Here is a 17551-nt window from a genome sequence, read left to right as displayed (position 1 = left end):
TTCCATGGCTAACCCCTTGCTCTACGAAGGCGACCATTACGTGGTGTTGACCCCCACCGCGCCGGAGGTCATTTGCACCGAGGCAGAGTTGCGGGAGCGGTTGCGCCAGGCGCTGGAGCAAATGCCGGAGGTCACCCCGGAACTGGCGGTGTACGCCACGGTGGAGGAACGGGTGCAATACTTGCTGGACCGGGCCTGCCGGTTGGAATGGGGGGAGGGGGCGTTCATGGAGTGGTATCTGGTGCGGTTGGAGAAACGGCGGTGATGGGGATCAACGGGCTGTTGCTGCTGCTGGCCTATCTGTGGGGGTCGCTGCCGCCGGGGTATATCGCAGGGCGCTTGGCGGGGATTGACCTGCGCCAAGTGGGGTCGGGTTCGACGGGGGCCACCAATGTATTGCGCACTTTGGGGAAGGGGCCGGCCCTGGTGGTGTTTACCGTTGACCTGCTCAAGGGGATGACGGCAGTGCTCTGTGCCCGCTGGGTGTGGCAAACTTGGCCGGGGGTGGACCCGGGTGACGGACGCCCTTGGTGGGAGTTGGCCTATGCCCTACTGGCGCTGGTGGGCCACAGCAAGTCGGTCTGGATCAATTGGCAGGGGGGCAAATCGGTGGCCACGGGGCTGGGGTTGCTGCTGCTTTTGGCCTGGCCGGTGGCCCTGGGGGCTTTGGGGGTCTTCGTCCTGGTGGTGGCCATAACGCGGATTGTTTCTCTTGGGTCCCTGACGGCCTGTGGGGCGGCGGTGGTCCTGGCGCTGCTGTGGCGGTTACCTTGGCCTTACCGACTCTATGTACTGTTGGGAAGCGCCTATATCGTCTGGTGTCATCGGAGCAATATTCAGCGGTTGCGCCAGGGAACGGAACCCCGCTTGGGAGAAGCTAAGCCATCTGCGTAAGCTGAGCCAGCCACTGCTGGAGTTGGGCTTGGCATTGGGCGACCGATAGGCGGGGAGATAAGCGGGGCAGGGGAATTTCTTGCTCCTGGTGCAGCAGGGTCAGCACGGGGATTTCATACTGATAGCGCTGCCACCAATCGGGGCGGGTGGTGATGTCCCGTTCCTCCAGGTGAAACTGCCCTGGGGCCATGGCCGTCAATTTCTCCCGCAGTCCCTCGCACAGGTGGCAGCCCGGTTTGCTGTAGAGCACCAGATGGGGTAAGGTCATGGCAAGCAGGTGAGTGGTTTTACCGGAGTATTGTGCCGATGGCGGCTCCCCAATGGCAACGTCGGCATTTGTTGTCCCTGGCGGACCTGGCCCCCTGGGAGTATGAGATTCTCCTGCAGACCAGCGCCAGTTTTGCCGAGGTGTTAACCCGCCCCACCCCCAAAGTGCCGACCCTGCAAGGTAAAGTGGTGGCCCTGATGTTTTTTGAGTCCTCCACCCGCACCCGCAACAGCTTTGAGCTGGCCGCTAAGCGCCTGTCGGCTGATACGTTGAACTTTTCCCCCGGTACTTCCGCCCTGAACAAAGGGGAAACGATTTTCGATACGGCCAAGACCCTGCTGGCCATGAACACCAACCTGATGGTCATCCGCCATGCCGCCAGCGGTGTGCCCCAGCAAATTGCCCAGGAGTGCGACCGGTTAGGGGTGCCGGTGGGGGTGGTCAATGCGGGTGACGGGCAACACGAGCATCCCACCCAGGCGCTTTTGGATTTGTTCACCCTGTGCCAGGTGTTTTCGCCCTCATCCCCCCAGTTGTCGGCGCTGCGTCACCGCAAGGTGGTGATTGTGGGGGATATTCGCCATTCCCGGGTGGCCCGTTCCAATATCTACAGCCTGCGGGCGGCAGGGGCTGATGTGCATCTGGCGGGTCCCCCTACCCTGGTGCCCCAGGAGTTGACCCATCTGGGGGTGCAGGTGCATTGGCAACTGGAACCGGCCCTCAAGGATGCCGAAGTGGTCATGGCCCTGCGACTGCAAACTGAACGGATGCAACAAAACTTTTTGCCCTCTTTACGGGAGTATCACCGGGAATACGGCATTACCCGGGAGCGTCTGTCCCTGTGTCATCCCCAGGTGAAACTGCTGCACCCGGGTCCGGTTAATCGGGGGGTGGAGGTCACGTCGGATTTGGTGGATGACCCCCAGATCAGTCTGGTGCCCCGACAGGTGCAAAATGGAGTGGCGGTGCGCATGGCGGTTTTGTATTTGTTGAGTACGGCTAAGGTGTCTTGACGGCTTCTTTTTGTTGCCCCGATATAAGCATGACGACCGGCAAAATTGAGTTTGAGAAAGCCCCATCCTATAATGTTTTAATGTTTAATTGTGAGCTGCTGGAGGTACGCAAGGAGGGTCTATGAACCTGGTGACCCTGCTTTTGCTGGTGGTTTATATCCTAGGGGCCTGGCGGTTTCTAGCCGGTTTCGACAGGACTTTTTACAGTAGCAATCGCTTCTGGTTGACGGCGCTGTGGCCGGTATTTTTTGCCTTTAGTGGCCGCTATCGCCAGGAGTTTTTCAAAGCCCTCAAAGGGGGATAAGTGTCGTCCACCCTCATTCCGTCCCCTTCTGAAACCCTGGCCACGGCCCATCCGGTGTGGGTGTATCTGGCCCGTGTCAGTCCGGGTTCCCGGCGCACTTTGCGGGAAGCCCTGGAGATGATGGCCCGCTGGCTGAGCCAGGGGAAGGGGGGGGCGCTGGACTTTCCCTGGTGGCAGCTGCGCTATCCCCACACAACCGCTCTGCGCGCCTGGTTGGCGGAACGCTACGCCCCGGCGACGGTGAATAAACATTTGGCGGCCCTGCGAGGTGTCCTGCGGGAGTGTTGGCGTTTGGGATTACTCACGGCGGAGGACTATCACCGGACAGGAGATGTGCCCAGCGTCAAGGGGCAGAGTTTACTGCGGGGCCGACTGGTCAGGGATGAGGAAATCCAAGCCATGCTGAGCTGTTGCCAGCAGGAAAACAGCCCGGCGGGGTATCGGGATGGGGCGTTGCTGGCGCTGCTGGTGGGCACGGGGTTGCGGCGCTCGGAGGTGGTCGGCCTGGCCCTGGCGGACTACGAACCGGACCTGGGTCGCCTGCACGTGCGCTCCGGCAAGGGCAACAGGGACCGCTGGGTGTACCTGGCGCCGGGGGCCGAGGTGTGGTTAGGGCGCTGGTTGGCGGTGCGGGGTCGGGTGGCCGGGCCGCTTTTGTGTCCGGTAAATCGCTGGGGCCAGGTGGTGATCCGCCCCATGACCGACCAGGCCGTATTACACATCCTGCGCAAACGGGGCTGCCAAGCAGGGGTTAGTGCTTTTAGCCCCCACGACCTGCGACGCACCTTTATTTCCAACCTGCTGGACGCCGGGGTGGACATCGCCACCGTGCAAAAGTTGGCTGGTCACGCCCAGGTGCAAACCACCATCCGTTACGACCGGCGGGAAGAACACACCCAACGTCAGGCCGTCGCCCGCCTACGGATTCCCCATTGATATCTATCAATTTGATAGATAGCCTGATAGATAGGCTAAGCTTTAAAGGCAGCGGAGGGTGGTTATGGCCTGTGAAGTTTTACCGGCGGAGCGGCGGGCATTTGGTCGTCTGCGGGAGTTGTGGGAACGGGACGAGATTGTGGCCTTGCCCATGGCGACGGTTTACGGGTTGGTGACGCGGGGGACCTCACCGGTGGCAGTACGCAAGTTGCGACAAATCAGGCGTTTGCCTGCCCCCCAACCCCTGACCCTCTTGACCAGCGGTGTTGCCCAGGCAGAAACAGTGGCGGAACTCACCCCGGCAGCCCGGCAGATGCTGTGCCATTTCCCCTATCCGGTGACCCTGATCGTGCGGGCCAAGCCCCATGTAGACCCGACCATCACCGATGGGTTTACGTCGGTATTTTTGGCTTGTCCCGATGGGTTCATTGCAGAACTGGTGCAGGCCATGCCCTTTTTCCTGGTGGCCATCAGCGCCCAAGTAGGGGAAACGTTATTCACCACCTTTGCCCAAGTCGAGCGTTACTTTAAGTCCCAGGTAGCTGCCATTGTCAATGGGGGAACCTGTCCCTATCAACACCGGAGTACCTTGGTGGATTTCACCGTGCCCCAGCCCACCATCTTGACCTATGGCGCGGTTTCCGTGGATGATTTGCGGCCCCTGTTGCCGGATGTGGTTTTGCCGTCCCATCTGATGAAGTAAAGGGTTATGCAGGGGGATGGAACTCGCCCGGTAAACAATTATGCTTTTGGGCGTGATGGGCAGCCTTTAGGGCCAGTAAATGGCGCAATAGGCCACCGCCAGGGTAAGCAAGGTTAAAGGCACCCCCAACCGCAAATGGGTCCAAAAGGAAATGCCATACCCAACGCGCCTTGCCGCTTCCACCGTAATCAAATTGGCCACCGCCCCAAACAGGGTCAAATTCCCCGCCAGGGTGGAGGCCGCCGCCAGCATCAACCAACCCCGCGTATCATCGGGCCGCACCAGAGGATGCATCAACAACACGGTGGGGACGTTGGAAATGAGATTGGACAGCAAGGTGACCACGCCCATCAATTGCCAGGGTTGGGTGGCCAGAGGGGCCAAGGGCTGCAAAATGCCCAGGTTGCGCGTCGTCTGGGTCAAGATAAACAGCCCGGCGAACAACACCAACAAACCCCAATCTACCCAGGCCAGCAATCCCTCGGGGTGGTCCCGCCGCCAACACAGGAAGATGGCCGCCGTAACCAGCGCTGCCTCCGCCAAGGGCACCCCCGCTACAAACGCCCCCAATAACCCCACCGTCACCAGCACGTGCCCCCAAAACTCCGGCGTTGGGGTTGCGGCAGGGGTCCAGGGGGGTAAAGGAAACCGCTTGCGAGAACGCACCTCCGGGTAAAACAGCCCGATTAACCCCACCACAATCCCCAACCCCACCACCGCCACCGGCGTCATCACCCGGGCAAATTCCCCGTAACCGATGCCGGAAAACGCTCCCACTAGGATGTTCTGGGGGTTGCCGCTAATCGTCGCCACAGACCCGATATTGGTAGCCGCCGCCAACGCCAGCAGATAGGGCACCGGGTTCAACCCCAACGCCTGGGTCACCTGCACCACTAAAGGCGTCGCCACCAACGCCAGCGTGTCGTTGAGCAAAAAGGCCGACAGCACCCCCGTTCCCCCCGTTACCCACAGCAGTAACCCCCAGGGATGGCGACTGTGCCGCACCAGGACCTGCCACACCCAGGTAAACACCCCCACCTGGCTGAGCGCCCCGTTGACCACCATCATGCCCAGCAAAAACACCATCGTCCGGGCATCCATCGCCCGCCAGGCCTGGGGCAGGTCAATCGCGCCTACCCCCACCAAGGCCGCTGCCCCCACCAGGGCAATCGTCGGTCGGTTTAACCCCAGCCCCGGCCATTTCCCGAGCGCCAACCCCCCATAGGTCACTAGCAGGATCCCCAGCGTGAGAATTGCGCGCCCCACCGTCCTATCCCCCCTTTCCGCCCATTGTGACACGCCCACCCTTCTGCTATAGTGGGAGAAGTTTTAAGAAATGTAACGATGGTCCAGGGCAAGGTGGTGGTAGTGATTGGGGCGACGGGGGGCATTGGCCGCGCAGTGGTCTCCCGGTTGCAGCCCTTGGGGGCCAAGTTGGTTTTGGCGGCCCGGCAAGCTGACCGGTTACAGGCGTTGGGGGTGCCAGGGGCCCTGTGTGTACCCACGGACATTACGGTGCCGGCCCAGGTGGAGCAATTGCTGGCCCAGGCGGTAGCCACCTTTGGCCGGGTGGATGTGCTTATTAATGCCGCCGGCGCCGGCGTGTTCAAATCCTGGGACAAGCTCACCCCCGAGGATTTCGCCGGTCAATTGGCGGTGAATCTCCAGGGGAATTTCTATGCCATGCAGGCGGCGGCCCAGGTGATGAAAACCCAGCGCGCCGGGCACATTTGCAATGTCATCGGCATTTTGGGGAAACATACTATGCCCTTGGCGGCGGCCTACTGTGCTTCCAAGTTCGGGGCGGTGGGGGCCACCAAAGTCCTGGCGGATGAGCTGCGCCGCTACAACATCAAAGTCACCCTGTTTTATTTCGGCGGTGTGGATACCCCCTTTTGGGAGGGCATTGCCCTGAAGGTGGACCGCAGTAAAATGCTCCGGCCCGAAACAGCTGCGGATGCTATCGTGTATGCTCTGCAAGTTGAACCGACAGCCGTCCCCCTCGAGATTAATATCCAACCGGAGAGTCACGTTTTTCTCTAAGCCCCTCCCCTCTAACGGGCAAGCAGGGGCTGCGCCCAACGGCCCTGATGATTCCTACTTGTTCTGCTGAGTATTTTGCCCTAGGGATACCTTCCTAGCCCCCATGGAAAGATACAAATCTTTGTGAACTCCCATGGTTACTTGATCAAATGCAAATTATTGTGAAGGGTTAATGGACTTCCGTGGAAACACGGTGGGCATTTAAGAGGGGAAATTTTTAGAGTGAAAATGTACAGTGACCAGCCGTAGTTTTGGTTCGTCCTGGCGCGCATACCGACGACAAAACTATTGCGGTATTAAAGGAGTAAAGTGATGGCTATTCAGGGGCAATTAGCGGAATTTCCCCTAGCGGATTTATTGCGTCTATTAGGGGAAGAAAAAACCACCGGTCTGCTGCAAGTGGCCCACTGGCACATCGGTTTTTGCCATGGACAAATCGTGGGCGCGTCCCTGCCAGCGTGGAATTGGCACCAGGCGATGGCTCTCCAGGGTTGGTTCCGACCGGAAACCCTCGAGCATCTGCGCCATTGGTACAGTCGCCAGGGGATTACCCAGCCCTTTGGCCGCTGGTTGGTGGAACAAGGACTCTTAAAAGCGCCGCAACAGCGTTGGTTGTTCTGCCAGCAGGTGATTCGCCCCATCTGTCGGCTGTTGGCCCTGCCCGATGCACCATTCCACTTTCAGCCCCAGGTGCAACTATCACCCTTGGCCCTGACGGGTTTACAGGCCCAACCGCTGGAGGTGGTTCTGGCCGGGCTGCGGGCCTTAAAAGATTGGCAGCATTTGCTGGATAAATTGCCAGAACCCAGTTCGGGTTTACTCAGCACCGGCGGCCAGCCCCGTTATCATCTCAATCGCCAAGAATGGCGGCTCTGGGAGTACAGCAACGGGCAAATGAGCCTGGCAGATATCGCCCAAAAATGGCAGGTTCCCGTGTTGGCGGTTCAGAAGTTGGCCTTTCGCCTGCTGGTGGTAGGGCTGGTGGTGGAGTTGCCCCATATCCATCTCACTCCATCAGTAGCGCCCTCTTCGCCCTTGCCGGAGAGTTTTTTCCAGCACCTCCTCACGTTTTTGCAGCGTAATTGGTAGGAGGACCCCGTTCCTATGGGCATCATGCGCATTGTGGTGACCGGTCCGGTCGGGGCAGGAAAAAGTACCTTTGTGCGGACCGTCAGTGATATTGCCCCAGTGGATACCGACCGCCGGGCTACGGATGAAACTGGGCTACTGAAACCCACCACGACGGTGGCTATGGATTTTGGACGCATCACATTTGGCCCCAACATGAGTCTTCATGTGTACGGCACCCCCGGACAGGAGCGGTTTGATTTTATGTGGGAAATCTTGTTGCGCCACGCCCACGCCTACATCCTTTTGGTCCAGGGGCATCAACCGGCGGCATTTCGGGCAGCACGTCGTATGGCAACGTTTGTACAGCAGCGAGTAAAACTACCCTATCTGGTCGGTGTCACCCATACGGATTTACCCGAAGCCTGGCCGCTGGACTATGTGGGGATGGCTTTGGGGGTTGATGCAAACTTACTGCTGCCGGTAAATGCCACCCAAAAGGCATCAGTTGTGGCTGCTTTGGTGCAACTGGTGCGCCTTTGTTACACCGATCATCGCCAGTTGATGATGCCGAAGGCATAAACAAATCGCAGCCTATAATAGCCAGATTCCTGACCCTAACGCCCCCTGAATAAAGGGGTCAAAATGGGGTGTTGGCATGAAAATTTGGACCATTTTTTGATATAAATAAATCCTAAAGAAATAGGATAAAGACTACCGTTGATCTTTATAATAAAAGAGTACACTATTTCGATGGGTTTGGAGGCGGCAAAGTTATGCCAATTAATGTGGCGAAGTTAACGACGACGTTGCAGCAATTTGTCGGTTCGGTGGCCAATGTTCAGGCGGCGACGGTGGTTTCTCCCGATGGTCTGGCGCTGGCTTCCTGTTTGATGCCGGGGATGGACGAGGAGCGGGTGTCGGCCATGGCGGCAGCCCTGCTGTCTTTGAGTGAACGGATCGGTCGGGAATTGAACCGGGGTGCGATTGAACGGGTGTGGGTGGAAGGGGACCAAGGCTCGGCGATTATTACCAACTGCACCGAGGAAGCTGTACTGGTGGTGCTGGCGGACCGGCAGGCCAAACTGGGTGTCATCAACCTGGAGGTCAAAAATCTCGTCAGCCGGTTGCAGGAATTTCTCACGGCCAGCAGCAATACGATCTCCATTGCTTAAATCCGGGGGTGAGGAGGACACACAATGGCTCTAGGAACTTTACCCCGCTACGTGTGGGATGAACGGATCAAGGTGGGTTTGCCGCTGATCGATAACCAGCACCGGGAGCTCATTGAAGCCATCAATGACCTAGCCGATGCCATTGAACAGCAACAGGGGGCGGCGGCGGTGAAAAAACTCATCGCTTTTCTCAAGGGTTACGCTGAATGGCATTTCGGTCAAGAGGAAAGCTGTGCGTCTCGCCACCAGTGTCCCATAGCGGAGACGAATCAAAAAGCCCATGCTCGTTTCCTGGAGATGCTGAACCAGTGGCATCGGGAATATACCGAGAGTGGAGCCAGTGAAGAACAAGCTCGCAAAATTCACGCAGCCCTTGGGGACTGGTTGCTGGACCATATCTACCAAATTGATACCCGATTGGCCCAGGAGATCCACCAGGCCCAGGGGTAGTCAGCTCAACTCGGCTACGTACCGGTCAATTTGTCGGTAGAGATGGCCCAGCGTTCCGGAGTTATCCAACAATCGGTCGGCCCAGAGCATTTTTAGGGCTAGGGGCAGTTGGGCCTGGATACGGGTATGGGCCTGGGCGTGGGTTAATCCGTTGCGGTGCATCAAGCGCTGGTACTGCTGCTGGGTTGTACACCACACCACCCATATCTGCTGCACCAGGTCGGTCATGGCGGCTTCAAAAAGTAGGGGGATGCTGAAGACCACCGGCCCAGGGGGGAGGGTGATTTGGGTGTAACACCGGCGGACCCAGGGGTGGATGAGTTGCTCCAGCCACCGTCGCTCGGCCGGTTGGGTAAACACCCGCTCCCCTAACCAGCGGCGATTGATCTGCCCATCGGCCTGGAGTACGGCTGCCCCATAGCGCCCCACAACGGCTTGCCAAGCGGAGGTGCCTGGGGCCAGCGCCTGCCGGGCATAAACATCGGCATCGTAAACGGGAATAGCATATCGGTCCTGGAGGTAGTGGGTGACCGTGGACTTGCCGCTGGCGATGCCCCCCGTCAGGCCGATGATCACCCCATCAAGGCTGCACCCCCATGGGTATTTTCAATGCATCCGGGAGCAGGTTGGGAAACAGGGGCAGGATCTCCCGCACGAAGGTTTCCGCCGCCCGGGATTGGTAGCGGTTGGGGTTAGACACCAACCACAGAATCCGCCGCAGGGTGATGTTTTCGATGCGCACCCGCCGCAAAGTGCCCAGTTCCAGTTCCTTGGTGATAGCCGAACTGGAGACAAAGGCTGCTCCTAGGCCCGACTGCACCGCATTTTTGATGGCCTCGATGGAGTTGAGTTCCATTTCGATGCGGAAGCGCCCCGTGTCAATGTTGTACTGGCTCAGAATCTTGTCAATGACTTTGCGGATGGTGGATTGGGTCTCCAGGGTAATAAAGCGCAATTGGTAGAGTTCATCGCGGCTGATGACGTCACCGTAGTTGCACAGATGCTTGGGGGGCAAGATCAGCACCAGTTCGTCTTCCGCAAAGGCCCGCACATCCAGGGCATCCTGCAACTCGGGCGGCACTTCTCCCCCGATAATCGCTAGGTCCAATTGCCCGTTGGCCACACTCCAGCAGGTACGGCGGGTGGAATGGACTTGTAATTTCACCGACACCTGAGGATAGCGCTGGCGAAACAGCCCAATCAACCGGGGCATCAGGTAAGTGCCGGTGGTTTGGGAGGCGCCGACGGTCAGCGTTCCCCCCTGGAGGTTTTGCAAGTCGTCGAGAGCGCGACAGGCCTCTTCACACAGGGCCAGAATTTTGTCCCCGTAGTGGAGCAACAAATGCCCGGCTTCGGTCAACTGCGCCCGCCGACCACCCCGGTCAAATAAGGGTACGTTTAACTGGCGCTCGAGGTTTTGTACCTGTAGGCTCACGGCCGGTTGGGAGACATAGAGACTGTCCGCAGCCCGCTTGAAGCTGCCCTCGGCGGCAATCGCCTTGAGGATGCGCAATTGGTCCAGGGTAAAAGGTAATTCATTCATAACCGTGGCCCTCGGGCAAGGCGCTGTTAATGAATTAACTATTTTTATACCTCTTTTCGACCCCCTTTTCCCGATTCCATCGGCAGCAAGCGCTTTTGGGGGCGCTAAAGACGGCCAAACCGACGCTGCCGTTGCTGAAAGGCTCGCAGGGCTTGGTGAAAACAGGCGCGGTCAAAATCCGGCCACAGGGTGTCGGTCACGTAGAGTTCGGCATAGGCCACCTGCCAAAGCAAAAAATTGCTCAACCGCATTTCCCCGCTGGTGCGGATCAGCAAATCCGGGTCGCAGGCGGTGTACAGGTGTTGAGCAAATTGGTTTTCGTCAATGTCTTCGGGGTCTAACTCTCCCCGCTGCACCCGCCGGGCCAGGGCACGACAGGCCTGGACGATCTCTTGGCGCCCGCCGTAGTTGGTGGCCACCGTTAGCCGAACCCGTTCCTGGTGGCGGGTCAATTCCACCGCTTCGGCGATTTGGGCCTGCAGGCGTGGGGGGAGGGCCGCCAGGTGACCGACAAATTCCAGGCGCACCTGCTCGCGGATCAGCTCGTCCAGTTCCTGGCGCAACACCCGCTCAAACAAAGTCAAGAGAAATTCCACTTCCAGGGCCGGCCGCCCCCAATTTTCCGTGGAAAAGGCATAGCAGGTCAGATGGGGAATCCCCCAATCCCGGCAACAGCGCACCAGCTCCTTTAGGGCCGCCACCCCCTGTTGATGACCCATCACCCGGGGCAGGTGCCGTTTTTGCGCCCAACGGCCATTGCCGTCCATAATCACCGCCACATGGCGCGGGAGCCGTTGGGGGTCCAAATCCTCAGGTAGGGTCACAAGCGACGGCTGCGGTTGCGAATGGGTCACCATACTGGTCACCGGCTGAGAGGGACTGTATGAGCATCATAGGCGATTTTTCCCTTTTTCCAGATGGAGGCGCAGTTGCTCCAGGGTCAAATCCGGCCACAGTTGTCCCCGCCAGGCCAAGGCAATTTGCCCCGTTTCTTCGGAAACCACCACAGCCCAACAGTCCGGTTGCCCCTCGGTCACCCCCAGGGCTGCCCGGTGGCGCGTGCCCAGTCCTAAGGCCAAGGGTTGGGTGGAAATGGGCACAATCACCCCTGCTGCCACCACCTGGCCATTGCCGATAACCACCGCCCCATCGTGGAGGGGACTCAAGGGGGAGAGCAAACTCAAGAGCAATTCCACCGAAAGTTGCGCCTGAATGGACAAACCCGGCAGGGTACTGGGAATCGTGGCCCGAGGTGGCAGCAGCACCAGCAATGCTCCCCATCGTCGTTGGGTACATTCCGCTACGGTTTGTACCAGGAGGTCAATGTCACTGACCGGGGGAGACCAGCCGGAGCGTCGCCATGGCCAAGTCGGGCCAACTCCGACCAACAGGGCCAACAATCCCAAGGCCTGGGCTGTCCAGAATAAATGGTGCGCCTGGGCCAGGAGCGCTAGGACCCCCAGGGAGGCCACTACTAACCCTTTGATTTGCCAAATAAAGGGCAACAACGCCAGTATCCCTGTGGCCAGTAGGGCATCCCAGCGTTCCATCCTCTACCGAGGGGTACAACTTGCACTGAATTTAAACCCCGGCGCCAACAGGGGCAGGATTTCGTCCAAGGCCGCCAGCACCTGGGGCAGGTTTTGGGCGTCGGCTTGAATTTGTCGGTAGATGGCCATACCCCGTTGGGCGTCTAGGGCTATGTCCCCTGGGTAGCTCTGGATCAGACTCAGCAAACTGAGGGAATTGTTTTGCCCCGCCTGGGCAAGACCGGTTTTGAGGGCTGCCACCCCGTCCCCCCCATTGGCCGGTTGTACAAAGGTCGCCACCTGGGTCAAGACCAAATTGCCGATGAAACTGTTCATAATCCGGTCGAGATTGGCGGGGGACAGGGGCACGGTTTGGGACAAAAATCGCTGGGCGTCCGCCGGTTTCAACCCCATCAAACCGAGTAACGCCGCCAGACGCTCGGAGGCTTGCCCAGTAGTCGCCAGGGTCTGTAAATCCTTGACCTCCACCAGCGTGCTGATCGGCCCAAAACGGACCAGGATCCGCTCGGCAGCCCACCCCGGTCCTGCCCACAATCCCCAAACCAAACCTACACCCACCAGCGTCCGCCGCAGCATCGCACCCACCATGCCTTTGCTCCCTGAACTATCCATTAGCACTTTACCAAGACTTGCCTAGACCCGTGGGGTTCCGTCGATTTGCCAGCTGTCCCCATCCATCGCTAGAGTATAGAACGTTTAGAATTGTTAACAATCCTATGCAACCGACGGTCAACTGTGCGGAAGCCTGCGTCAACGGCTGTGTGCTGGGGGATGCCTGTCCGCACCGAGAGTATTTGGCGGCGGCCCTCAAGTACGTGGCGGAAACCCCCCTGGATCGGATGGTGGAAGTAGCCCAGGCGAGCGCGCCCCAGCGGATGTTACGGCAGTTGGAGAAGGGAAATTTGCCAGACTTTCCGTCCCGCTAAGAACCCCTGTTAACGACTAGCCGTATTGCCATCAGGGATACCGGAGGGGGTGGGCTATGCTGCCGGTCCGGTTAGGTTCGCGGCCAAAGGTGCGCCGGAGCAAAGGGGGATGGCTGCTGTTGTTTTTGCTGGCACTGGTGCCGTGGCTGGGGGATGGGTTAACCGTACCGGTGCAGGACCCCTTGACCCTGTGGGTCATTACCCTGGGGATGGTTGGCGTTTGTGGAGTCATAACCCGCTGTTATCCCCGGCCCGGCAAATGGTCCCGTTTTTGGGTGCTGGCGATTTTTCTGGTGCTGGTGGGGCGGTATCTCCTTTGGCGGGTCATGGCGACGCTGCGGTGGGAAACGCCGGGGCTGTGGTTGTTTTCGGTGGTGGTGCTGGGGCTGGAGGTATTGGGGTCGGCGGGGGGATGGATTCAGTTACTTCTGATGGTCCAGACGCGGGACCGGCGGCCGGAAGCGGATGTGTACAGCCTAGCGGTGACCAGCGGTCGTTACCGGCCTAGGGTGGATATTTTTATCCCTACCTACAATGAACCGGCATTTGTCCTCAAGCGCACCATCCTGGGTTGCCAGGCCCTGGATTACGAACCCAAGACCATCTATCTGCTGGATGACACCCGCCGTCCAGAAATCCGTGCCTTGGCCCAAGCCTTGGGTTGTCACTACCTCACCCGGCCCGATAACCGCCATGCCAAAGCCGGCAACCTCAACCACGCCCTGGCCCTGACCCAGGGGGAATTGATCGCCGTGTTTGATGCGGACTTTGTGCCGACCCGCAATTTCTTGACCCGCACGGTGGGCTTTTTCCAGGACCCGCAAGTCGCTCTGGTGCAGACTCCCCAGACCTTCTACAACCCCGACCCCATTGCCTATAACCTGGGACTGACGGGGGTGCTGACGCCCGAGGAGGAGGTCTTTTACCGGCAGGTGGAACCCATGCGGGATGGGGTGCAGGGGGTAACCTGCTCGGGTACGTCGTTTGTGGTGCGGCGGGCGCCTTTGGAGGCCATCGGCGGTTTTGTCACCGGGTCCCTGTGCGAGGACTATTTCACCGGGGTCAAGCTGGCGGCCTTGGGCTACCAAGTCATTTATCTGGAGGAAAAACTCAGCGCCGGGCTGGCGGCGGAAAACATCGCGGCTCATATCCACCAACGGCTGCGTTGGGCGCGGGGGACCTTGCAGGGGTTATTTTTGGACTGCAACCCCTTGACCATCCCCGGCTTGAATTGGCAACAGCGCCTAGCCCACTTAGAAGGTTTGCTGCACTGGTTCGGTTGCTGGGCGCGGTTGGGTTTTCTGGTATTGCCCTTGGCGGTGGTGCTGTTCCAAGCCCTGCCCCTGCGGGCAACTCCAGCGGAGGTGGTCTATTTCTTCATGCCCTACTACCTGGCCCAATTCCTGGTCTGGCCCTGGCTTAACCGCCGGAGCCGGGCCGTGGTGTTTTCCGACCTGTACACCCTGGTGACCTGCTGGCCCCTGAGTGTCACGGTCTGGCGTACCCTGTGGCGTCCCTTCGACCAAGGCTTCCGGGTCACCCCCAAGGGCCTGTGCAGCGAACGCTATGTGGTGAACTGGCCCTACATCTGGCCGTTGCTGGTGTTTCTGGCCATCAACTTGGGCTGCTGGCTCTGGTCCTTCACCGTCCAGGGCTGGCAGTGGGTTTGGCTGGGAAGTCTTTACCAACTGCTCATGCTCTGCCTGGCCTGTCTGGCCCTGGTGGATGCCCCCCGTCCCTCCCCCTATCCCTGGTTCAGCCTCAGACAACTGGTGCAATTACGCCAGGGGACGACGGTCGCTTGGGGAGTTAGCAAACAGGTCTCAGAACTCGGGGCGGTGGTGACTCTGACCCAGGGAGGGTTGACTGCTGGGCTGGTGACCGTCCATCTTCCGGAAGTCGGATTAACCTTGACCGCCCACGTGCAACCCCAGCCCCACCAACAGCTGCAACTGACCTGGACCCATCTCACCCTGGAGCAGGAACGGCAGTTGATTCCCCTGCTGTTTTGCCGACCCGGCCAGTGGCAGGAACAACAGGTGCCAGGAGAATGGCGTTCCCTGGGCTGGCTGTTGCGGGCGTTGGTCAGGGGTACAGGCCGGGGGCATAGGCTTCGATCACCTGGCCACTGTGGGGATGTTGCACCATTAGGTAATCACAATGGGGACATTGGGTTTCCAGCCAACCCGATTCCCTGTGGAGAAAACGCTGGGCATACTGACCACAATTGGGACAACGAATAACGCCTGATTGCATTTTGGGTAATCCTCTCAAAACGGGTTTATTAACGTTTATTCTTGATCCCCATCATAAACAAATCTAATGGGTTTGTGGTCGGTCTCAATAAATCTTTGGGGAAATGTGTCACGTAATAGCAGCCGTTTGTCCCACAAAACGGCTTTTATTTGACCATAAGTCACCTCCGGCATGACCCATCTTTAAGGGTTTCTTAAGCCAAGGGGTAGGCCCATGGGCATAATGGACAAGGAAGGTGCATAAGGATAACGGCAAGGATGTCAGCAGATCAGTTGACGCGGGGGCAGCAGTGGCTACAGGCCATTTTTGCCATGGCGCGAATTCAGGCGGTGGTGCGGATAGACCCCCAGCGGCAGTGGTTGGTGATTGAACCCCAGGACCCGGCGCACATCCCTATCCTGTTGGGACCCCAGGGGGCCGTGCTGGATGCCCTACAATACCTGGCCAACGTGAACCTGAACCTGCACTTGCCCCCGGAGGAGCAGTTTCCCTTCACGCTGGAGTTGGCAGGTTACCGGGCCAAGCGGGAGAAGGAGCTGGCGGCCCTGGTGGCCCGGATCGCGGAACAGGTACGGGCGACGGGCAAGGAGGTGGCCATTCCCCATCTCTCGGCAGCGGAGCGGCGGCAGGTGCACACCCTATTTCAGCAGTACCCCGACCTGGAAACCCTCAGCCGCGGCCAGGAACCGGACCGTTACCTAGTGGTCTTACCCAGACGAAACGCGCTAAGCTAGACCAACGGTTAATGGTAGGTGGCTATGGCATCCATTCAATTTATCCGCGGCGTGGACGAGGAAACCGTTCCCGAGGTCTATCTCACCCGTTCCCGGGATGCAACCAACGGCACAGCCCGTTTCCGGTTTGAGCAGCCCAAAGTCCTGGAACGGTCAGAGGCCGGTCTCGGCGAGATCACCGGGATGTACCTGGTGGATGAGGAAGGGGAGCTGGTGACACGGGAGGTCAACGCCAAGTTCCGCAACGGTAAACCCCATGCCATCGAAGCCCGCTATATCATGCGCTCGCCGGAGGAGTGGGAGCGGTTTATGCGCTTTATGGACCGTTACGCCCGACAAATGGGCTTGGAGTTTACCAAGGCTTAACTGCGGGGGAGGGGTGCGCGACTATGGTTCCCCCGGCTACGGCGGTTGGCCAAGACCTGGCTTAACCACTCCACTGCCCGTGCATAAACCGGGTCTCGGCGGGTCGTCACATCGGCAGAGCGCTGGGGTAAGGATTGCCGTTCCGCCCGGCTCATCTCGACCACCAGATTGGGATGGATACCCTTGCGGGTGATGTCCCGGCCGGAAGGCGTGTAGTAGTGGGCGACTGTTACCGTTAACCCGGACCCGTCGCTGAGCCGGTGGACTGCCTGCACCACGCCCTTGCCAAAGGTGGGGGTGCCGATGACCACGGCCCGTTTGTGGTCCTGGAGCGCTCCGGCAACAATTTCGCTGGCGCTGGCGGAACGGTGGTCCACCAAAATAGCGAGGGGTTCCTCCACCAAGGCAGTGCGGTTGGCCTCAAAGACCTCCCGTTCCCCCTGCCGCCCCACCGTACTCACAATGCGTCCCTGGGGCAGCCACAGGCGGGCGATTTCGATACTGGCGCTGAGCAAACCACCCGGGTTGCCCCGCAAATCCAAGATATAGGCCTGGGCGCCCTGTTGCTGGAGCGACTGGAGGGCCTGGCGCATCTGTTCGGCGGCGTGGGCATTAAATCCCTGCAACCGAATCAGGCCGATGGCCCGTCCCTGTTCCCGCTTGAGGGCATAATCCACCACTTGCGTTTCGATCCAGGCGCGGGTGAGTTGCAGGGGTAGGGTTTCCAGATCGCCGGGCCGGCGAATTTCCAGGCGCAAAACGGTACCGGCGGGTCCCCGCAGCAGGCGGCTGGCGTCCTCCAGGGTCATGCCCCGGGTGCTGCGCCCGGCAATGGAGACCAGCTCATCCCCCGGGCGAATGCCGGCTTGGGCGGCGGGAGAATCGGCGATGACATCGGCAATCGTCAGGCGGGGGGGGTCCTGGTCGTCCTCCAGCCGCAGGCGCACCCCCACCCCGGAAAACTCACCGGCGGTTTGGTTGACCAGGGCTTGAAATTCCTGGGGGTCGAGAAAACGAGTGTAGGGGTCCCCCAATTTGGCAATCTCGGCTCGCAGCGCCGCGTAGGCTTGGGACCGGGAGGTGTACTCCCGACCGAGTAGGGTCTGGCGCACCTGTTGCCAGTTGACGCGGTTGAACTGGGGGTCCACATAGTGGGTGTTGATAATCTGCCAGGCTTCATCCAGGATGGCCTTGGGATTGTTGTCGAGGGGGACCTGGGCCGGGGCCGGTGCCCATCCCAGCATCAAAAGGCCCACTCCCAGGCGCAACCAATGGTGATCCACTGCTGTCATGGATGCACGGGATACAGGGTGGTTCCTTTC

At 59.5% G+C, this 17551-nt stretch carries 23 protein-coding genes; 15 read left to right on the top strand and 8 right to left on the bottom strand.

Translation table 11 applies throughout. The annotated features are described in order from the left end of the window. Positions 1 to 4 precede the first annotated feature (4 nt). Complete coding sequence (locus tag Q6L55_01805; protein ID MEN9257454.1) at positions 5 to 265, top strand: chlororespiratory reduction protein 7; 261 nt, start codon at positions 5 to 7, stop codon at positions 263 to 265. Further along, positions 265 to 894 (top strand): glycerol-3-phosphate 1-O-acyltransferase PlsY, encoded by a 630-nt coding sequence (plsY, locus tag Q6L55_01800; GenBank protein ID MEN9257453.1) that lies wholly within the window; start codon positions 265 to 267, stop codon positions 892 to 894. Before Q6L55_01805 ends, plsY begins: the two co-directional genes overlap by 1 nt. Here the strand turns inward: plsY and Q6L55_01795 are convergent. After that, positions 878 to 1162, bottom strand: a complete 285-nt coding sequence (locus Q6L55_01795) for a glutaredoxin family protein (GenBank protein MEN9257452.1) — start codon at positions 1160 to 1162, stop codon at positions 878 to 880. The two genes, plsY and Q6L55_01795, sit on opposite strands and share 17 nt — an antisense overlap. A gap of 38 nt (positions 1163 to 1200) precedes the next feature. Here Q6L55_01795 and Q6L55_01790 point away from each other — a divergent pair, with 38 nt between their 5' ends. The 4 genes from Q6L55_01790 (at position 1201) to Q6L55_01775 (ending at position 4118) form a co-directional block, all read left to right on the top strand. Further along, positions 1201 to 2175 (top strand): aspartate carbamoyltransferase catalytic subunit, encoded by a 975-nt coding sequence (locus tag Q6L55_01790; GenBank protein ID MEN9257451.1) that lies wholly within the window; start codon positions 1201 to 1203, stop codon positions 2173 to 2175. 121 nt (positions 2176 to 2296) lie between these two features. After that, complete coding sequence (locus Q6L55_01785) at positions 2297 to 2479, top strand: hypothetical protein (GenBank protein MEN9257450.1); 183 nt, start codon at positions 2297 to 2299, stop codon at positions 2477 to 2479. Continuing rightward, a complete protein-coding gene (locus Q6L55_01780) occupies positions 2480 to 3415 on the top strand; it encodes a tyrosine-type recombinase/integrase (GenBank protein MEN9257449.1) in 936 nt (311 codons plus the stop codon). 64 nt (positions 3416 to 3479) lie between these two features. Continuing rightward, positions 3480 to 4118: an L-threonylcarbamoyladenylate synthase gene (locus Q6L55_01775; GenBank protein MEN9257448.1), complete on the top strand. Its 639-nt coding sequence runs from the start codon at positions 3480 to 3482 to the stop codon at positions 4116 to 4118. 66 nt (positions 4119 to 4184) lie between these two features. Here the strand turns inward: Q6L55_01775 and Q6L55_01770 are convergent, their stop codons facing one another. Next, positions 4185 to 5384: an anion transporter gene (locus Q6L55_01770; GenBank protein MEN9257447.1), complete on the bottom strand. Its 1200-nt coding sequence runs from the start codon at positions 5382 to 5384 to the stop codon at positions 4185 to 4187. 78 nt (positions 5385 to 5462) lie between these two features. Here Q6L55_01770 and Q6L55_01765 point away from each other — a divergent pair, with 78 nt between their 5' ends. The 5 genes from Q6L55_01765 to Q6L55_01745 all read left to right on the top strand — a co-directional run bounded on the left by Q6L55_01765 (position 5463) and on the right by Q6L55_01745 (position 8854). Further along, positions 5463 to 6161 carry an SDR family oxidoreductase gene (locus Q6L55_01765; GenBank protein MEN9257446.1) on the top strand — a complete coding sequence of 233 codons (699 nt, stop codon included), beginning with the start codon at positions 5463 to 5465 and terminating at the stop codon, positions 6159 to 6161. 312 nt (positions 6162 to 6473) lie between these two features. Further along, complete coding sequence (locus Q6L55_01760) at positions 6474 to 7250, top strand: DUF4388 domain-containing protein (protein ID MEN9257445.1); 777 nt, start codon at positions 6474 to 6476, stop codon at positions 7248 to 7250. A 15-nt stretch (positions 7251 to 7265) separates the two neighbouring features. Beyond that, entirely contained in the window at positions 7266 to 7811 is a 546-nt protein-coding gene (locus Q6L55_01755) for an ATP/GTP-binding protein (GenBank protein ID MEN9257444.1), read from the top strand. A gap of 194 nt (positions 7812 to 8005) precedes the next feature. Next, positions 8006 to 8404 carry a roadblock/LC7 domain-containing protein gene (locus Q6L55_01750; GenBank protein ID MEN9257443.1) on the top strand — a complete coding sequence of 133 codons (399 nt, stop codon included), beginning with the start codon at positions 8006 to 8008 and terminating at the stop codon, positions 8402 to 8404. Positions 8405 to 8428: 24 nt separating this feature from the next. After that, positions 8429 to 8854, top strand: a complete 426-nt coding sequence (locus Q6L55_01745; GenBank protein MEN9257442.1) for a hemerythrin family protein — start codon at positions 8429 to 8431, stop codon at positions 8852 to 8854. On the opposite strand, the gene coaE is transcribed toward Q6L55_01745, so the two are convergent. From coaE to Q6L55_01720, 5 genes are all read right to left on the bottom strand, one after another. Then, positions 8855 to 9430: a dephospho-CoA kinase gene (coaE, locus tag Q6L55_01740; GenBank protein MEN9257441.1), complete on the bottom strand. Its 576-nt coding sequence runs from the start codon at positions 9428 to 9430 to the stop codon at positions 8855 to 8857. A 4-nt stretch (positions 9431 to 9434) separates the two neighbouring features. Further along, positions 9435 to 10397, bottom strand: a complete 963-nt coding sequence (locus tag Q6L55_01735) for a LysR family transcriptional regulator (GenBank protein ID MEN9257440.1) — start codon at positions 10395 to 10397, stop codon at positions 9435 to 9437. Between the two features lie 104 nt (positions 10398 to 10501). Then, the gene (locus Q6L55_01730) at positions 10502 to 11254 is read right to left on the bottom strand and encodes an isoprenyl transferase (protein MEN9257439.1); all 753 of its coding nucleotides are present in this window, start codon (positions 11252 to 11254) and stop codon (positions 10502 to 10504) included. A gap of 33 nt (positions 11255 to 11287) precedes the next feature. Continuing rightward, positions 11288 to 11947, bottom strand: coding sequence for a DNA integrity scanning protein DisA nucleotide-binding domain protein (locus tag Q6L55_01725; protein ID MEN9257438.1), 660 nt, complete (start codon positions 11945 to 11947; stop codon positions 11288 to 11290). Positions 11948 to 11950: 3 nt separating this feature from the next. Continuing rightward, positions 11951 to 12535, bottom strand: a complete 585-nt coding sequence (locus Q6L55_01720; protein ID MEN9257437.1) for an alpha/beta hydrolase — start codon at positions 12533 to 12535, stop codon at positions 11951 to 11953. 128 nt (positions 12536 to 12663) lie between these two features. Here Q6L55_01720 and Q6L55_01715 point away from each other — a divergent pair, with 128 nt between their 5' ends. The 4 genes from Q6L55_01715 (at position 12664) to psb28 (ending at position 16229) form a co-directional block, all read left to right on the top strand. Beyond that, positions 12664 to 12873 (top strand): hypothetical protein, encoded by a 210-nt coding sequence (locus Q6L55_01715; protein ID MEN9257436.1) that lies wholly within the window; start codon positions 12664 to 12666, stop codon positions 12871 to 12873. Positions 12874 to 12962: 89 nt separating this feature from the next. Continuing rightward, positions 12963 to 15116, top strand: coding sequence for a glycosyltransferase (locus Q6L55_01710; protein ID MEN9257435.1), 2154 nt, complete (start codon positions 12963 to 12965; stop codon positions 15114 to 15116). A gap of 270 nt (positions 15117 to 15386) precedes the next feature. Next, entirely contained in the window at positions 15387 to 15863 is a 477-nt protein-coding gene (locus Q6L55_01705) for a R3H domain-containing nucleic acid-binding protein (GenBank protein ID MEN9257434.1), read from the top strand. Positions 15864 to 15887: 24 nt separating this feature from the next. Next, positions 15888 to 16229, top strand: coding sequence for a photosystem II reaction center protein Psb28 (psb28, locus tag Q6L55_01700; protein MEN9257433.1), 342 nt, complete (start codon positions 15888 to 15890; stop codon positions 16227 to 16229). Here the strand turns inward: psb28 and Q6L55_01695 are convergent. Continuing rightward, positions 16226 to 17521, bottom strand: coding sequence for a S41 family peptidase (locus tag Q6L55_01695; GenBank protein ID MEN9257432.1), 1296 nt, complete (start codon positions 17519 to 17521; stop codon positions 16226 to 16228). The genes psb28 and Q6L55_01695 overlap by 4 nt on opposite strands. Between the last annotated feature and the right edge of the window lie 30 nt (positions 17522 to 17551).

This window comes from Gloeomargarita sp. SRBZ-1_bins_9 (assembly GCA_039794565.1).
Classification (GTDB): Bacteria; Cyanobacteriota; Cyanobacteriia; order Gloeomargaritales; family Gloeomargaritaceae; genus Gloeomargarita.
The sequence above is the reverse complement of the archived record's forward strand: the minus strand, read 5'-3'. Positions and strand labels throughout refer to the sequence as shown.

What these genes read in the sequence shown, in the direction of transcription:
- Q6L55_01725 (MEN9257438.1), bottom strand. Translation starts at nt 11,947, where the DNA reads ATGGAACGCTGGGATGCCCTACTGGCCACAGGGATACTGGCGTTGTTG.
- Q6L55_01795 (MEN9257452.1), bottom strand. Translation starts at nt 1,162, where the DNA reads ATGACCTTACCCCATCTGGTGCTCTACAGCAAACCGGGCTGCCACCTG.
- Q6L55_01705 (MEN9257434.1), top strand. Translation starts at nt 15,387, where the DNA reads ATGTCAGCAGATCAGTTGACGCGGGGGCAGCAGTGGCTACAGGCCATT.
- psb28 (MEN9257433.1), top strand. Translation starts at nt 15,888, where the DNA reads ATGGCATCCATTCAATTTATCCGCGGCGTGGACGAGGAAACCGTTCCC.
- Q6L55_01695 (MEN9257432.1), bottom strand. Translation starts at nt 17,521, where the DNA reads ATGACAGCAGTGGATCACCATTGGTTGCGCCTGGGAGTGGGCCTTTTG.
- Q6L55_01805 (MEN9257454.1), top strand. Translation starts at nt 5, where the DNA reads ATGGCTAACCCCTTGCTCTACGAAGGCGACCATTACGTGGTGTTGACC.
- Q6L55_01755 (MEN9257444.1), top strand. Translation starts at nt 7,266, where the DNA reads ATGGGCATCATGCGCATTGTGGTGACCGGTCCGGTCGGGGCAGGAAAA.
- Q6L55_01775 (MEN9257448.1), top strand. Translation starts at nt 3,480, where the DNA reads ATGGCCTGTGAAGTTTTACCGGCGGAGCGGCGGGCATTTGGTCGTCTG.
- Q6L55_01790 (MEN9257451.1), top strand. Translation starts at nt 1,201, where the DNA reads ATGGCGGCTCCCCAATGGCAACGTCGGCATTTGTTGTCCCTGGCGGAC.
- Q6L55_01735 (MEN9257440.1), bottom strand. Translation starts at nt 10,397, where the DNA reads ATGAATGAATTACCTTTTACCCTGGACCAATTGCGCATCCTCAAGGCG.
- Q6L55_01750 (MEN9257443.1), top strand. Translation starts at nt 8,006, where the DNA reads ATGCCAATTAATGTGGCGAAGTTAACGACGACGTTGCAGCAATTTGTC.
- plsY (MEN9257453.1), top strand. Translation starts at nt 265, where the DNA reads ATGGGGATCAACGGGCTGTTGCTGCTGCTGGCCTATCTGTGGGGGTCG.
- Q6L55_01765 (MEN9257446.1), top strand. Translation starts at nt 5,463, where the DNA reads ATGGTCCAGGGCAAGGTGGTGGTAGTGATTGGGGCGACGGGGGGCATT.
- Q6L55_01745 (MEN9257442.1), top strand. Translation starts at nt 8,429, where the DNA reads ATGGCTCTAGGAACTTTACCCCGCTACGTGTGGGATGAACGGATCAAG.
- Q6L55_01760 (MEN9257445.1), top strand. Translation starts at nt 6,474, where the DNA reads ATGGCTATTCAGGGGCAATTAGCGGAATTTCCCCTAGCGGATTTATTG.
- Q6L55_01720 (MEN9257437.1), bottom strand. Translation starts at nt 12,535, where the DNA reads ATGGTGGGTGCGATGCTGCGGCGGACGCTGGTGGGTGTAGGTTTGGTT.
- Q6L55_01730 (MEN9257439.1), bottom strand. Translation starts at nt 11,254, where the DNA reads ATGGTGACCCATTCGCAACCGCAGCCGTCGCTTGTGACCCTACCTGAG.
- Q6L55_01715 (MEN9257436.1), top strand. Translation starts at nt 12,664, where the DNA reads ATGCAACCGACGGTCAACTGTGCGGAAGCCTGCGTCAACGGCTGTGTG.
- Q6L55_01785 (MEN9257450.1), top strand. Translation starts at nt 2,297, where the DNA reads ATGAACCTGGTGACCCTGCTTTTGCTGGTGGTTTATATCCTAGGGGCC.